The organism is Niastella sp. sgz303648 (genome assembly GCF_059587045.1).
In genome coordinates, this window is sequence record NZ_JCAPSW010000013.1 from 118,665 (window position 1) to 134,249 (window position 15,585).

Annotated in this window: 18 protein-coding genes and 1 riboswitch; of the genes, 4 read left to right on the top strand and 14 right to left on the bottom strand. The window is 42.4% G+C overall.

Annotated elements, in window-relative coordinates:
- Positions 1-224: 224 nt before the first annotated feature.
- From AC59IL_RS29440 to AC59IL_RS29450, 3 genes are all read right to left on the bottom strand, one after another.
- A complete protein-coding gene (locus tag AC59IL_RS29440; RefSeq protein WP_496555820.1) occupies positions 225-782 on the bottom strand; it encodes a DUF1003 domain-containing protein in 558 nt (185 codons plus the stop codon).
- A 50-nt stretch (positions 783-832) separates the two neighbouring features.
- Positions 833-1,147 (bottom strand): hypothetical protein, encoded by a 315-nt coding sequence (locus AC59IL_RS29445; protein ID WP_496555821.1) that lies wholly within the window; start codon positions 1,145-1,147, stop codon positions 833-835.
- Between the two features lie 294 nt (positions 1,148-1,441).
- Positions 1,442-1,672 carry a hypothetical protein gene (locus AC59IL_RS29450; protein WP_496555822.1) on the bottom strand — a complete coding sequence of 77 codons (231 nt, stop codon included), beginning with the start codon at positions 1,670-1,672 and terminating at the stop codon, positions 1,442-1,444.
- A gap of 250 nt (positions 1,673-1,922) precedes the next feature.
- Between AC59IL_RS29450 and AC59IL_RS29455 the strand changes: the two genes are divergently transcribed.
- Both AC59IL_RS29455 and AC59IL_RS29460 read left to right on the top strand, forming a co-directional pair.
- Entirely contained in the window at positions 1,923-3,038 is a 1,116-nt protein-coding gene (locus AC59IL_RS29455; protein ID WP_496555823.1) for a tetratricopeptide repeat protein, read from the top strand.
- Between the two features lie 2 nt (positions 3,039-3,040).
- Positions 3,041-3,496, top strand: coding sequence for a type II toxin-antitoxin system RatA family toxin (locus AC59IL_RS29460; RefSeq protein ID WP_496555824.1), 456 nt, complete (start codon positions 3,041-3,043; stop codon positions 3,494-3,496).
- Here the strand turns inward: AC59IL_RS29460 and AC59IL_RS29465 are convergent.
- The 11 genes from AC59IL_RS29465 to AC59IL_RS29515 form a co-directional block, all read right to left on the bottom strand.
- Complete coding sequence (locus AC59IL_RS29465; RefSeq protein ID WP_496555825.1) at positions 3,493-4,098, bottom strand: cob(I)yrinic acid a,c-diamide adenosyltransferase; 606 nt, start codon at positions 4,096-4,098, stop codon at positions 3,493-3,495. The two genes, AC59IL_RS29460 and AC59IL_RS29465, sit on opposite strands and share 4 nt — an antisense overlap.
- A gap of 18 nt (positions 4,099-4,116) precedes the next feature.
- Complete coding sequence (locus AC59IL_RS29470; RefSeq protein WP_496555826.1) at positions 4,117-5,130, bottom strand: ABC transporter ATP-binding protein; 1,014 nt, start codon at positions 5,128-5,130, stop codon at positions 4,117-4,119.
- Positions 5,130-6,206: an iron chelate uptake ABC transporter family permease subunit gene (locus tag AC59IL_RS29475; RefSeq protein ID WP_496555827.1), complete on the bottom strand. Its 1,077-nt coding sequence runs from the start codon at positions 6,204-6,206 to the stop codon at positions 5,130-5,132. The genes AC59IL_RS29470 and AC59IL_RS29475 overlap by 1 nt, the downstream gene beginning before the upstream one ends.
- Positions 6,206-7,423, bottom strand: coding sequence for an ABC transporter substrate-binding protein (locus AC59IL_RS29480; RefSeq protein ID WP_496555828.1), 1,218 nt, complete (start codon positions 7,421-7,423; stop codon positions 6,206-6,208). The genes AC59IL_RS29475 and AC59IL_RS29480 overlap by 1 nt, the downstream gene beginning before the upstream one ends.
- Positions 7,424-7,456: 33 nt before the next feature.
- A riboswitch (cobalamin riboswitch) is annotated at positions 7,457-7,649 on the bottom strand.
- Positions 7,650-7,746: 97 nt separating this feature from the next.
- Positions 7,747-8,334: an AAA family ATPase gene (locus tag AC59IL_RS29485; RefSeq protein ID WP_496555829.1), complete on the bottom strand. Its 588-nt coding sequence runs from the start codon at positions 8,332-8,334 to the stop codon at positions 7,747-7,749.
- A 7-nt stretch (positions 8,335-8,341) separates the two neighbouring features.
- Complete coding sequence (gene cbiB, locus AC59IL_RS29490) at positions 8,342-9,283, bottom strand: adenosylcobinamide-phosphate synthase CbiB (RefSeq protein WP_496555830.1); 942 nt, start codon at positions 9,281-9,283, stop codon at positions 8,342-8,344.
- A complete protein-coding gene (locus AC59IL_RS29495) occupies positions 9,262-10,281 on the bottom strand; it encodes a pyridoxal phosphate-dependent aminotransferase (RefSeq protein WP_496555831.1) in 1,020 nt (339 codons plus the stop codon). Before AC59IL_RS29495 ends, cbiB begins: the two co-directional genes overlap by 22 nt.
- 5 nt (positions 10,282-10,286) lie before the next feature.
- The gene (locus AC59IL_RS29500) at positions 10,287-11,036 is read right to left on the bottom strand and encodes a cobyric acid synthase (RefSeq protein ID WP_496555832.1); all 750 of its coding nucleotides are present in this window, start codon (positions 11,034-11,036) and stop codon (positions 10,287-10,289) included.
- The gene (locus tag AC59IL_RS29505; protein ID WP_496555833.1) at positions 11,003-11,773 is read right to left on the bottom strand and encodes a cobyric acid synthase; all 771 of its coding nucleotides are present in this window, start codon (positions 11,771-11,773) and stop codon (positions 11,003-11,005) included. The genes AC59IL_RS29500 and AC59IL_RS29505 overlap by 34 nt, the downstream gene beginning before the upstream one ends.
- A 69-nt stretch (positions 11,774-11,842) precedes the next feature.
- On the bottom strand, positions 11,843-12,619 hold the full coding sequence (locus tag AC59IL_RS29510) for an ABC transporter permease (protein ID WP_496555834.1): 777 nt from the start codon (positions 12,617-12,619) through the stop codon (positions 11,843-11,845).
- Positions 12,616-13,530, bottom strand: coding sequence for an ABC transporter ATP-binding protein (locus AC59IL_RS29515; protein WP_496555835.1), 915 nt, complete (start codon positions 13,528-13,530; stop codon positions 12,616-12,618). Before AC59IL_RS29515 ends, AC59IL_RS29510 begins: the two co-directional genes overlap by 4 nt.
- Positions 13,531-13,706: 176 nt before the next feature.
- On the opposite strand from AC59IL_RS29515, the gene AC59IL_RS29520 reads away from it, so the two are divergent.
- Positions 13,707-14,705, top strand: coding sequence for a sensor histidine kinase (locus AC59IL_RS29520; protein WP_496555836.1), 999 nt, complete (start codon positions 13,707-13,709; stop codon positions 14,703-14,705).
- Between the two features lies 1 nt (position 14,706).
- Positions 14,707-15,432, top strand: coding sequence for a LytR/AlgR family response regulator transcription factor (locus AC59IL_RS29525; protein WP_496555837.1), 726 nt, complete (start codon positions 14,707-14,709; stop codon positions 15,430-15,432).
- Positions 15,433-15,585: the final 153 nt, after the last annotated feature.

Genomic DNA, 15,585 nt, shown 5'->3' on the forward strand with positions numbered 1-15,585 from the left:
GGGTGAGTACAACAACCATTCATTAATAAAGTAGTATTGACAAGCAAGCCGATTGTATTGGCATTAAAGTCGCAGTAATGTTTTTAAATGTGTTACATAAATAATCAATCCTATAATATTCATGAGATATCAGCTCGTTATCTTTGATCTGGTTTTTCATTGGATATTGGATTTAATCAAGGCTTGATCTTTATCCTGGCCCTTATTATTAGAAGAAATCATTACTAAATAGCAATATCCGTTTTCCTTTCTAACTTTGTTTTAATGTCCTGCAGCATGGCGAATTGCTTTGCCTGCATTTCATACAGTGTTTTAATTTGTTCGCCCAACAATAAATCCATCTTTTGATGCAGGCTGCGAATGCCTATTTCCGCTTTCAAATTGATCAGGTAATCGTTTTCACTTCTCATCCTGTCTTTTTCTTCCTGCCGGTTCTGGCTCATCATAATAACGGGCGCTTGTAGTGCAGCTATACAGGAAAGGAGCAAATTCATAAGTATAAAGGGGTAGGGGTCAAACTCTTTGCTTTTTATTATGGTAACATTGTAAAATATCCAAATCGCCAGGATGATCACAAATAAAATAATAAACTTCCAGCTACCACCGAAACGGGCTACTTTATCAGAAAGTTTTTGTCCCCGCGAAACAATTTCCTGCGGCGGATGCAATAAATTATTGATGATAAGATCTTCCTCCTGAATAGTTTCCTGTACAATTTTATGCAGCTTACCCAGGTATTCATCTTCGTCTGATGATATCTGGTTAATAATTTTAGTGTCCATAAAGAAATTCGTTTTTTCTGTAATGAATACCAGCCATGCTTACCTTATTTTTATTGGTTTCGCATGGCCATTTTCCTGATCAAATCTGCGTACCCGTCATTCGTGTGATTGGTATATACGCCATAAGCATCCAGGCTATAGCCAATAATACCATCATTAGCCCTGATAAGATATATAATAGCCTCATCTGCCGGGTCAGATTCGCCTTCAAAACGGTAGGTTTTGATAATTTTAATGTCACGCTGATTATACAATTTGCCATTGAGCGTAACCAATCCGGTTTCATTGATAACAAATTCATTGTCCTGCCTTTTTTGTTTTAGATCGTTAAGGACAGTACTTATAGTGTCCATTTCTCTGTTCATTTTGAGATGATTGAATTGAATTTGCATTCAGGAAAGCAACTGTAAGGATTGAAACTGAGCCAAAGGGGGAGTTGGAAAGATTACAAAATGCTCTTGATGAATATACCTGAAGGTACGCCAAATAAGGCAGCATTTCAATTAAATTATAAAGCCATTACTTTGAAGTGGCGTTTAACTTATTGGTTATTCTGATATCATCTCGCACAGCACTATTAAAAAAAAATCCCGACCGGTAAGTCGGGATCATATAAGTTTAATGAGGCGATACTGTTTTAAATAAATCTCTTACACTATTTATTGGTAATTAGTATTAAACTGACCGTTAGTAACAACAATGCTATCGGTGGAGCTACCAAGTGCGTAAATAACACCATTGAAGTTGCCGGCAATTTTTTTGTTTGTTTTATCCCAGATGGTTAAGGTGGTAGAACCATGAGAACCATTCCAAAGAGCGGTGTAAGTAATGTCGCTTTTTTTCTTATAATAAGTAATCCCGCCTGAATACAAATCAATAGGGTTGTTCACGTGTGCGGTATCGGGGATATCCAACGATAGCGAAAGTGAGTCGCCCGATGTGATCTGAAGACCTTCGATAGTAATATAATCCGAAACGTAAGCACCGGTTACTAATGATGGCTTATACGCCGTTCCATTAATAGTAGCGGATAGTTTCGAAGATTCATCACTGTCTTTGTTTTATCCCACACAACAAAGGGGAAAGCACAAACGTTCTTTCCCTTTTATTATATTTATACCCTATCAACCCAAACCAACCATGTTCACCAAAAACATCTTATCGTATAGTTTCCTTCTACTTGTTCTTTTTGTTATGGCCTGCTCAGATCCGGAAAAGCCCGTAACGAAGGAAGAAGCCGCTGCGGTTGCTGCATCAGTGAGTGATGCTGTTGCTCATCACAGTGCCGTTAGGCTCAATGAAATGCTTGACCTGGACGCTCTTGAAAAAAGGATCAATAACCTGTCAAATAACAAGCTGAACCAGTCGATGGTGGCGGGTGCTTTGAATAGCATGAAATCAGGCGAATTTGGCAAACAGGTAATAAACAGTCTCGGTAAAAAAGGAACCTATGAGCTGGTAAAGCAATACGAAAAGAACAACCATCAGCACCTGGTTTTCAGAATGTACAACGAAGAACTTAACTACCACGATTTCGAACTAATTAAAAAAAGAGATAAGGTTAAAATTGCAGATATATTCATTTATACCACGGGCGAAAACCTGAGCAGTACTTTGGCACAATCGCTCATGTTCATGGATGAAAAGGCTGAAGCGGTAGACAATATTGGCAAAGAGGAAGTCAAAAAAATGCAGTTGATCAAAGCCTATACTAATGAAAAAGAATTTGAAAAAGCCAACCAGCTGTTCAAAACACTCCCCGCTGTGATCAGGGACCAAAAGCTCTTTAAAATTGCCTATATTCAAATTGCCAGTGGCCTGGGAACGGATGAATACCTCGCTGCGCTTAACGAATTTCAGCAGGCATACCCGGATGCGCCCAATATGTACCTGCTCCTGATCGATGCCTATTTCCTGAAGAAAGATTATGCCGGAGCCTTGCGGTGTGTTAACGGTCTCGACTCCCTCATTAACAAAGATCCTTTTCTGGATTATTACCGGGCATTGATCTACAAGCAAAGTGAAGATCATGCCAGCAAAATGGTTTGTTTGGAAAGACTGCATAAAAATATGCCTGACTGTGGGCCTGGGACACTGGAACTCATCAATGCCTGCGTGGAAGATAAACAGTGGGACAAAGCGGTTCCGCTTACTCAGCTTTACACGAAAAGCAAAGATGCCGACAATGAAACCATTGAAGCCTTATACCTGCTGCATCCCGATTTCAAAAAGAAAATGGAGGCAATTACTGATTAAGCATGAAAGGAATAAAGTTTTCAGAAAGCATTATTATCAATTGTAGTCAGACAGAAGCCTTTGACTATACGCAGGATTACAGAAACAGACTCACGTGGGATACCTTTCTGAAAAAAGCAGAACTGATAGAAGGGGCAAAAGCAGGCATAGGAATAAAAGCTTATTGCGTGGCAAAGAACGGATTAGGAATGGAAACTGAATATGTTTCATTCAACAGACCAAAAGCAACAGCTATCAAAATGACCAAAGGCCCTTTTTTGTTTAAATCTTTTCTGGGCTCATGGACGTTTAAGGAGGTTGATGCCTCAACAACAGAAGTTATTTTTTTGTATTCTTTTACCCTTCGTTTTCCGTTCAGCCTGGTAACCAGGGTGATTAAAAATAATCTGATAGCAAACGTTCAGCAAAGATTGATTGATCTTAAAACGAATATCGAAAAGAAAAGCGCGAAATGCTAAAATGACGCCTCCTGATTACTATCCGGCTCCTGCTTCTTAAACCGCTTGTATAAAAACAGTTGCCACTTTTCTTCGGCTACGCCTGCCTTGTCCATTTCGGCTCTGGCGAGGGTAAAGAAAAGATCTGAAAGGCGATTGATATAAGCCGGAATGGCCTCATGTATTTCATCTTCTTTCATTAGCGTTACCAGCGTGCGTTCGCCCCGGCGCATTTGGGTTCGAACTACATGGCAAAGGGCCGAAATTTCATTGCCGCCGGGTAATAAAAAGTAGTCAGAAGGGGAGGTCATGGCATTTTCTAATGCATCGATCCATGCTTCGCAAAAGGCCGCACCGTCTGTTGGCATGGGATTAGTGTTTACTTTTTTGGTATCGGAAGGCCGGGCCAGGTGCGACATCATATCCATCATGTCTTTTTGTATTTTGTGCAAATTGGCCTGCCATTCATGTTCATTGCCGAGCTTCGTACGCAACAGCCCGATGGTTGAATTTGCTTCATCGAGCGTGCCGATACACTCTACCCGTATATCATCCTTGTACACCCGCTTGCCGCCAAATAATCCTGTTGTGCCTTTGTCGCCTTTTTTGGTATAGATTTTCATTATGCTGATTGTATCTGATTATTTATTTGAAACGCCGTAGTGGTTGCGCACCGAATGCAGTAAACCGGCTATGGAGCTATGCGTTTCATTTTTATACATCCATTGCACAGTATTTCCTTCCCCTATGATGTGAATACTTTCTTCGGCATGGGCTGCAACTTCAAATCCTTCGCGCAGCAAGGCCCTTTTTGTCCAGAACAGCGAGGCGCCTTCGCCTTCAACCCGTATTGATTTTCCATTGCTGTTGTGAATGATAAATGTGCCGCTGCTTTTATCGAACGCAAAGCCTTCTTTATAAAAGGCGGCTTCAAATGCGCCATTTAGTACTATGTCTTCGGGTGCGCCTTTCGTTAATGCGCCATCATTATGCAGCAGCCATACTTCGTCGGCAGTTTGCAGGGCAAGGTCAAGGTCGTGGGTCGATAGCAAAATGCCTTTGCCGGTTGTTTTTGCCAGCTGGTGCAGCAGGCGCATGAGCGAAATGCGGTTGGGCAGGTCAAGATGTGCTGTTGGTTCATCAAGTATAATAACCGGCGTATCCTGTACCAGTGCTCTTGCCAGCATTACTTTCTGTGATTCGCCATCACTCAACTCGCTTAGTTTTCTGTTGGCAAAAGAAGTGGTATCTGTTATCTGCATCGCCCATTGCACTATTTTCCTGTCTTCGGGTTGCATGGTGCCTAACCAGTTGGTATAAGGAAATCGGCCTAACGCAATAACTGAATAAACTTTCAGGTTACCGGCCTGCACGTTGCCCGTGAGCACCATACTCAAACGTGTTGCTCTTTCTTTCGGCTTTAGCTTTGTAATATTTTTACCAATTGTTTCCACTGTTCCCGACAACAGGGGTTGTAAACCGGCGAGGGTGCGGATGAGTGTTGATTTACCGGCGCCGTTGGGTCCCAGCAGGCAAATCATTTGTCCGGGATGCATTTCCAGCTCCAGCTGTGATGCAATGATCTTTTCTTCTTTACCTTTTTTATATCCGATGGATAAACCGCTTGCTTTCAATAAAGGCGCTGTGTTATTCATCAGAAAGAATTTTTTAAATTATTCCGGCTCATAATGATCCAGATGACTACCGGCGAACCCACCAGTGCCGTAATAACATTAATAGGCAATACGGTGTTGCTGCCCGGCAACTGAGCAATGATATCGCACAACAGCATTAGCGAGGTGCCCATCAAACAGCAGGCAGGCATAAGCATACGATGATCTGATGTGTTGAATAAGGAGCGCGCCAGGTGCGGAACTGCTATGCCAATAAAGCTGATAGGACCGCAAAAAGCGGTGATGCTGCCCGCCAGCAAACTGGTGCTACCGATTATCAGTAGCCGTGTTCTGTTTACCGTTAAACCCATGGTGCGGGCATAGTGCTCGCCCAGCAATAATGTATCCAGCACTTTTGAAGAGGCAAATGCGATCAGTAAACCTGTTGCTACTACAGCTGCCAGCAGGTAAAGCTGGCTGCCCGAAACGCCGCCGAGTGAACCGAATGTCCATATTAAATAATCCTTCACCTGCTCGGGTGCGCTGAAATATTGCCAGATACTGATAACGGAAAGGGTGATGTTGCCGATCATTACACCCACCACCAGCATAATAACATTATCTCTTATGCGGGCCGAAATGGCTATGATGATAAACATGATAAAAGCTGCTCCTAATGAAGCCGCCAGCAGAATCAGCCAGCTTCCCGAAATGCCCAGCTCTTTAATGGCATATATAGTGGTAATGCTGCCTGCTGATAACATCACAAGCGCTACGCCCAAACCGGCACCTGCCGTAACGCCCAAAATCGAAGGACTTGCCAGTGGATTGCGGAAAAGCGTTTGCATCTGTAAGCCACTCACAGGTAACCCGCAGCCTACGATAACGGCTGTAATTGCCTTGGGTATTCTGATTTGCTCAACAATATATATCCATGCTTCGTTGCTGGCTTTGCCCGATACAATAATATCCAGCACTGCACGTAACGGAATTGATACCGAGCCGAAGGCTATATCTGTTATAAACACGATCAGCAACAGAAAAAACAATGCAGCCAGCTTCGTGAATGAAGCCGCCCATTGGTATTTTCGGGTAGCGGAATAGGAGGCTACGGTCATTATTGTAATTGTTGGTAATAAAACAGTTGGTGATCCGGTAATAATTCAGGATGAAGAATTTTAACCAGGTCGGCGAGGATCAGGCTCGGATTAACGGCGCCTGATTCCCAGTAATCATTGGCGCCTATGTCGTTTATGCGCCTGTTGTTGTTAAACAGCGTTCCTTTCCGATATGAATTGAACTGAGTATAACGTTGATCAGCGGCTGCAATTTCTTCTTTTGTTTTGGCATTGTTCATGTTCAGCCAAAAATCGGCCTTCAGTGCAATAGGGGCCACTGCTTCAAAGTTAAGCGCCAGACTGCCGGTACCTGTTACATTCGCCCAATGATATGATGCACCGGCATCTTTTAAAAATTGTGTCATATAGCTGTCTCCATCAGGAACATACCAGGTTCCTTTAAAAGGCATTCCAACCACTACTTCAGGCTTGTTTGTTACATTTGAAGCCAGCTCTTTTAAGCGGTTGTATTCCTTTTCCATGGCGCCAAATTTCGGGTTCACTACTTCTTCTTTATTCAACAGGGCTGCCATAAGCTTCACCCATTCTGACCGTCCTAACGGGTCGGTTTCGAGCCATTCGGCGTTCATCATCACAGGAATACCGGCGCCGGTGAGGGGCTGGTAGCGTGCGAATGGCGCGTCGGGGCTGCCCATCGTCATTAACAGATCGGGTTTCATGGAAATGATCAACTCATTATTCATGGCGCTGCCATTGCCCACTTCAACTATTTTACCTGATGCCAGATTTTTGCGCACTATGGGCGAAGTAACATATTTTGATTCGGCAAGTCCGATTATTACATCGGCAGCCCCGGCAAAATCGGCCAGCCCTACGTGCATGGAAGAAGTTACCATCAGCTTTTGTACGGGTATCTGTATCACCTGTGCGCCGGGATAACCACCAGGAGCAGGTTTTCCTCTTTGTACCAATACATATTGCAGGGTATCGGTTTTATTTGAAAAACGGTTTACAATTTTTACCAGCTTGTAGTTTTCGAAATATTCTATCGTAAATCCTTTGGAATACAGTAGCCTGGTTTTTGCGGCCACCGGTTTTTCAGCAGTTGAATGAGACGATGGTTTGGTTGCCTGTTTACAGGAAGCCATCCATAAAAACAAAATACAAATGCGGTAAATACTACGTGAACGTAAACCGGTAATGCGGGGCAGAAAAAATTGCTTTCTGCAGTTGAGAAGATGCCTGCTATTTTTCATGATTGCTCTTTGCCTTTCTTCCGAAAGCGGTGAGTGAATTTTATTATCAAGGCAGGTCTTCTGACTTCCTCAAACCCTGGCTTCCTTCCCATCCGTCAGTTGGCGGACAGTGGAGTTGAATGGCCGGTTCTTTATTAAGAGGTTACAGCAGCGGAGACTGTTCCGGACTTACACCGGATTCCCTTTTAAAGCAGCAAATGCGGCTACCTTTGCCGGCGAAAGTAGGAATTATTTTGGGGATATGTGATTTTCTCTTTTTACTACTTAAGAGGGCGCCAGCGCCCTAAATGCAGCAGCGCTAAGAGAATTATCTCTTTCTACTCTTATAACCTCTTAGCTAAAAATGTGTCCCGCGAAGCGGGACTAAAGGTCTGTGTAATTGTTTCAACTACAAAGTTCATCCTGTTTTCAACGTTTGCAGGCTGCACCTCTATCAGCGTAAAACCTAATGCCTCATAGGTTTCTCTGATAGAAGTATACAACTGAACAGCTTCGTCAAATGTTTGCCATCGCTCGGCATCATTTACATAGATGCCCTTCCAGGGTGGTAAAATAAAAACGGTCTGATGGTAAGGATGCTGCTGTAAGGCAGAGTAATAACGATCATCAACAGCAAGTGCGGCTGCTTTCAGGTAAGCAATAATATCGGGGATGCCCCGGTCGAAAAAAGTTGCACCCGTACAGGGAGCCGTTTGCAAATATAAATTTGTCATTCGTTCCAGCACCTTTCCGGCAAAACCTGATAGATTGATCCATGGAAGGCAATCAGAGCCTTTGGCCACTTCTTCTGCAATTAACCGGCGTGATGCTTCTTCTGAACAATGATAACCTGCACTTTTCAATGCCTGCAACAAACTTGTTTTGCCGGCTCCGGGTCCGCCTGTGATGATATATTTTTCGGTGATGTGCAATGGCGCTTTATGTATATATTAAGTAAATAATCAGGGAAATGATCAGAACGGCAAATAAACAAACTTTATGATTGATACTGCTTACCCGCGCAATTTCATGATGCATCACCGTTCTGTCGTTTGTTCCGATATAAGGCTTTTCAACCCGCTTGCCGTGATATATGTTGGGTCCGCCAAAGCGTGTATCCATAATGCCTGCCAGCGCCGCTTCGGGATAACCTGAATTGGGACTTTTATGCTGGTTGCCATATTGAAAAATAAACAAAAAGCCGCGCCGGCTGCCGCTTACCAGCACCATCAGCAGGGCGGTGATACGGGCTGGAATAAAATTCACTACATCATCGAGCCGTGCAGCAAATTTTCCAAACAGTTCAAACCGTTCATTGCGATAACCGATCATCGAGTCAAGCGTATTGATCATTTTATAGGTCATCATACCGGGCACTCCGGCTATAGCATAATAAAACAAGGGAGCAATGATGCCGTCGCTTAAATTTTCCGACATGGTTTCCAGCACGGCTATGCGTATTTGCCGGGGTGTAAGCGCAGCAGTATCCCTTCCTACAATGCGGCTCAATTGTTTGCGTCCCGCTTCAATCCCCTGGGCATCCAGTGCATGAAAAACTTTTTTACCCTCTTCGATGAGGGTTTTATTGGCCAGTCCATAGTATACAAAAACAGCACTAAAAATCAGGTATAAAACCGGGTGCAGGTTCAGCAGCAACAATGATGAATATTGAAAGAAAAAAAATGTGGCGGCACATAAAGTAATCGTAAGCAGTGCTCCATTCCAAAACCGGTAGTTCTCTTTGTTCAACAGCTTTTCACCTTTACCAATGGTAGTGCCAAACAACCTGATGGGGTGGGGGAGTTGTTCAGGATCGCCCAACAACAGGTCGAGAAGATAGCCTGCAAGCAGCGGTAATATCAGGAGCAATGTTTTATCCATTCGTTTAATGCATCTGTTAATAATTCATTTTTTTCTTTTGTTAGGGTAGCAATGCGTATATGTTGTTTGCTCAATCCCCTGAAGTTCGATGCATCCCGTATCAGTAACCCGTGATGGGTCATCAGATATTCTTTCAACTGCTGCGCTGTTCCGAATGGCATCCGGGCCAGAAAATAATGGGTATGACTGTTGTTGATAGTAAATGACTGTTGTTGTAATTGCTGAACAAATTGTTCTTTATCGCTAAACAACTGCGCTAAGGGAAGCTGGTTGCCTGAATAATTATCAAAGATAAAATGACCCGCCGCTATGGCAAACGCATTGACCGACCAGGGCATTTTGCACAGCAATAGTTTATTGATCAACCGGGCATGCGCAGCTATATAGCCAAGCCGTAATCCGGGAATGGCAAAAGCCTTGGTAAGCGATCGAAGGATGATAACATTGTCGCAGGTATCGATCAGGGAAATAAGGGAAGTAGCGTTAACTGTAAATTCAATAAAGGCTTCATCTATTATAAACAATGTTTCGGGATTGGCCTTTATGAGTGCTTCGAGCTGCGGAAAAACATGTCCGGTTGGATTGTTGGGATTGCAGATAAAAAACAAACCCTTTTCCACCGGCATATGCGCCTGTATGCCATCCTCGTTTACAAATTGTACCTGGTGGCGGTGCATGCTGCAGGCATCCTCATATTCCGCAAAAGCTGGGATGGTGATGGTTGTTCTTTCGCCGGCAAATGCCTGCGCAATGAGATAAATACTTTCAGCAGTACCATTGGTGATAAGAATATTGGAAGGCGGCAGCCGGTGATGCTCACTTATTTTCAAAGCAAGACTTTCTGCCTGCACTTCGGGATATTTATTAAGCACATGCCAGTGTTTAAAAATATGTTCTTTTAATCCGGCAGGCTCGCCTCCGTACCATACATTGGTACTGAAATCGGCTATTATTTTCTGATTATAACGGTACGCATCATCTCCGTGTCCCTGCAGCATACAAATTATGATTTCATGTTTTGGTACACCTGGTTAATGTCAACATGCTCCCTGATCAGCATCGCCAGTTTGTCGTACTGCGCTTCCTTGTATTGCCGGTAGTCGAATGATATGGCTGCAGTGTTTGAACAGGTCGATAGCAGATCATTTACCACTGCATCGTTATCGAGAATGCCATGCATATAAGTTCCCCAGCATGTATTGTTTAAGTAACAGCCATCGGTGCTGCCATCAGAAAAAGTTATTAACGGTTCAACTTCCGTACCGGTTACCACAGTTTGTCCCATGTGTATTTCGTAACCTGTGCATTGTTCTGAATACTGCCTGTACGTAAAACTGCGTTGCAGGGTTGTTTTTTCCTTCCCTAAAACCGTATGCACCGGAAGCAGACCTAGTGCTGCCACTTTTCCTGCTTTGCTCTCTACCTCATAAGGGTCTTCAATAGTTTCGCCCATCATCTGGTAGCCGCCACAAATGCCAACAACCGTTTTTCCTTTTTTATGTGCTTCTATAACAGCTCTCGCAACACCATTGTTTTTAATAGCGATCAGATCTTCTATCGTGTTCTTGCTTCCGGGAATAATAATGATGTTGCTTTTTGCTATTTCAGCAGGGTCAACTGTGTAAAACAAATTTACACGCGGATCTTTTTCCAGCCGGTCGAAGTCGGTAAAGTTCGACATGCGTCGTAACAGAATAACGGCAACATTAATTTTATCATTTACCGATTCGCGTTGTTTAAGTGATAATGGCACCGAGAGTCTTCTTCCTCAATAAAGATGTCTTTAAAATAAGGCAGTACGCCAAGTACCGGCACGCCACATAGATCTTCGATCATCTTTCTGCCATCATCGAACAGCCGGCTGTCGCCCCTGAATTTATTGATGATAATTCCTTTGATACATTGTTTTTCGGGTGGTGTAAGCAAGGCCATGGTGCCATATAAGCTGGCAAAGATGCCGCCGCGATCGATATCACCAATAAGGTAGGTGGCGGCATTGGCATGTATGGCCATGCGCATATTGGTAATGTCGCGCTGTTTAAGATTTAGTTCAGATATGCTGCCGGCGCCTTCCATAACAATAGGTGCATACCGGGCGGCTAATCTGTCGAACGCGTTTGTTACTTCTGAAAACAATTCCTGGCGATCATTGGCCATGAAATATTCCCATGCCGATTGCGTGCCAATGGGCTTGCCATTTAAAACAACCTGTGAGCTTTTATCATTCACAGGCTTTAGCAGCACCGGGTTCATATCGGTATGACAGGGAACACCGGCCGCTTCGGCCTGTACAGCCTGTGCGCGGCCGATTTCAAAACCTTCCGGCGTAGCATAGCTGTTCAGCGACATGTTTTGTCCTTTAAAAGGAGCAGGGTTGTAGCCATCCTGCTTTAATATTCTGCAGAAGCCTGCCGTGATGATGCTTTTGCCAACATCAGAAGCAGTACCCACAAATAGTAAAGGGCGGAGAGCGGTTTTCGATGGTATCATTGATGTTTGCAAACGTACTAAGAAAAAGGAAATGTTTGAGTGGGACGTGATACCATTATATGGCATTTGTTAGCCTTTTTCATTCCGAAAATATATATTCAGGAAACCCGGCAACAGCGCCAATAGAAAACCTCCGGTTGAAATAATATATAATAAACTTAATGAATAATGCTGTGGGGAATGATCTATAAAGAACATCAATAATGGAAGAAGGTAAGGGGAGTAAAAAGACTTACCCCATCCTCCTATTAAAACACTCCCGATCAATAGCCCAAATCCGGTTCCTACCGGTATCATAAATTTTCTGAACCGTACACTTAGCCAATATTGAATGGCGCTGACCATTAATATGCCGGTATAAACCCTATTGGAAATAATCAGCATCTCTTTCCATGGTAAAGTAAACCGGGAAAAACCATGCACTCCTCTCACCAGGAATACCAGCATGCCTGCAACCAGATAAAAAAAGTAAAAGCATATAAAAAACAAAATGATCATTGCCTGAACCAATACAAATTTAGAAAAGTATATATCAGCCTGGGACCTGGGCAATGCATATACCTGTTTCCATGTATTGTTCCGGTATTCGGTTTGGGCTATTGAATTATTAAGCAAAATAACATACATAGGCAGGGTTGCGGCTGCCGTGTCTCTCCAGTTAATCATCAGAAAAAAATGCCATTGGTCCCGGATTTTCATGATGCTATATAAATCATCGCTTATCACGCATGCAATGAATTTCGTAGCCGGTATCAAAGACGCTGCCAGCAAGGTTAGCCAGAAGAGGGAAGTGTGTTTGTATTTTAACCATTCTGTCTTTATACCCAATAAAAAAGAATGCTTCATAAGGTATGCTGTATCATTTGAATAAATAATGTTTCCAGGTCTTTTTGAATTACTTTCAGATTATACACCCGAATGCCGTACTTTACCAATACCTCATTCACTATAGCTACCTGCTCTTTTTTATTGCATGTTACCTGTAATGTATTGCTACCGGCAGATGTGACCGGAAATAACTGCGTTAGTGCCGCCTTTGCTTTTTCAGGATCATCTGTTTCAATTTCAATGACAGTTTGATCAAATTGCATTTGTTGCAATTGTGGTAATGTGCCCTGGAACAGCAATTTTCCTTTGTGAATAATTCCAACATCGGTAGCTATTTTCTCCACTTCAGCTAATAAATGACTTGATACCAGAATGGTTTTACCGCATTCGCGGTTTAAATGCAGCAGCAGGTTTCTCATTTCGATGATGCCACCGGGATCAAGGCCATTCGAAGGTTCATCCAATATTAATAATTCAGGATTATGTAACAGGGCAATGGCAATGGCCAGCCTTTGCTTCATACCCAGCGAATAATTTTTTGCTTTCTTATCGTCTGTTCCGCTCAGGCCAACCATTTCCAATACTTCATTAATGCTGTTTAGCCTGCAGTTGTAAAAAGGCCGGTATATTTCAAGGTTCTCACGGGCAGTAAGATGCAGGTATATTGAGGGTTGTTCAATCAGGGAGCCAATATTTTTAAGAATGCTGATCCTGTGGTTCTTAAAATCATTTCCAAAAACACGTATAACACCGGTTTGCTTTTTCAATAACCCAAGGATTAACCGAAGGGTAGTGGTTTTGCCTGCTCCATTCGGGCCCAGAAACCCGTAAATACTCCCATTTGGTATGAACAGCGAAATGTTATTCAGCACCTGTTGTTTGCCAAAATGATATGATAAATTTTCAACCTGAACGATTGGGTTATTCATGCCAATGATTTTATTAACCATACAAAACTGTTAATAACAAACCACATAAAATATATAATTCAACGTACTGGCTAAACGAATCTACCAACAGCGCTACCGGGCAAACGAATCCTGTGCAGGATAATTAGACGCAGATAGGATTTTTTTGGGAGGCAGGCACTTATTAACTTCAGGGTATGAATACAAAAAAGCTGGCGCTATGGCATACTGCGTTTTGGCTTGTACCGCCAGGTATAGTGATTCCTTCTATGTTCCGCCATGGAGCAGGCAATTCGGTTTTGTATTGGATAACAGCTTACCTCTTTTACATCAGTGCTTTTTATGTAAACCTGTTTTTGATTTTACCTTCCTGGGTAATGAAGCGAAAGCTATTTCCTCTTTTATTGAAATGGCTGGGCCTGATTGTTATTTATACCACGATTATTCTTCTTATAAACAGGGCCTTCGGCATGTACCAGAAAGGAAGTATTGCTTTTAAAATCGGTGACTGGTTTTTCACCAGTTGTTCCTACCTGGGTGTTTTATATTTCCTGAGCTTTTCGTACCGGTTTGCCTTTGATTGGTTCAGGAATGAGCGTGTAAAGCTTGAAATGGAGAAAAGCAACCTGAAGATAGAGCTTGCCTTTTTAAAATCTCAAACTAATCCACATTTTTTGTTTAACACACTTAACAACATATATATACTGGCCTGGCAGCAGTCGCCCCAAACGCCTGATGCCATAATGAAGTTGTCGGAAATGATGCACTATATGCTTTATGAAAGCAATGATGAAAGAGTACCGGTGTTAAAAGAAATTTATTATATAGAACAATTAATTGCCCTGCAACAGTTGAGGATGCATGGACCAATGTCGTTTAATTTTTTGGTGACCGGCGAAGCCGATAATTGCCGGATAGCGCCTCTGTTACTGGTTAATTTTGCTGAAAATATCTTCAAACATGCGGTACTTAATGATGACAAAGATCCAGCCGTAATGCATCTTGAACTGAACGAAAAGCAACTGTCGTTATACTGCCGTAACAGGATCAATAAGGTGTTGAAGGATAAAGAGGGGGGTATCGGCCTGGCAAATATGAAAAGAAGAATGGAGCTGATATATCCCGGCAGGCACCGTTTAACAATTAAATCAGATGAAATTTATTACAGTACCCACTTAACCATACAATTCGATTAATATGCCAGCTTTTCAATGCATTATTATAGATGATGAGCCGTTGCCATTGGTGCTGCTTTCTGATTATATAAAGAAAACACCTTCCCTTCAATTGGCAGGTACTTATTCGAATCCGCTGGATGCATTAACTGCCATTCAACAGAATCAGGTTGATCTGATCTTTCTCGATATCCAGATGCCGGAACTGAACGGTGTACAATTTATGGAACTGATAAATGGAAAATGCAAAGTGATTTTTACAACAGCCTATCCTAACTATGCTTTGAAGGGATATGAACTGGATGTATTGGATTATTTATTAAAACCCATCTCATTTGAACGTTTTCTGAAAGCAGTCGGTAAAATGAAACCTTTGTCTGAAACAGATGTGGCGCAAAAAACTAAAGCACCTTCCGGGGAAATAGCCGACAGTACATTATTTGTAAAGGTTGAGCATAAAATCATTAAGATATTTCTCTCCGAAATTCAATATATAGAGGGGTTAAAGGAATATATTGCTATTCACACGCCGGAAAAAAAGATCATTACGTTACAAAGCATGAAAAAAATGGAAGAAGCATTGCCACCTGCCCGGTTTTTGAGAACCCATAAATCGTTTATTGTTGCTTTAGATAAGATTGATTGTATTGAACGCAACAGAGTATTTATTAAAAACAATATTATTCCCATCGGAGATACTTACAGGGAATCTTTTTTCGCTGTCATAAATGGGAAAAATCTTTTATAGAATGGCAGCCGTTACCAAAAAACTTTTTCGTACAAACTCGCTCACTGACCCCCGACTTACCGCGATATGATTATTTTGTAAGATTTTATTCCCGATTGCGTAAACATTTCTCCCGGTTGAAATAAAGGGTATCATTCCTGTTATGCAATTTTG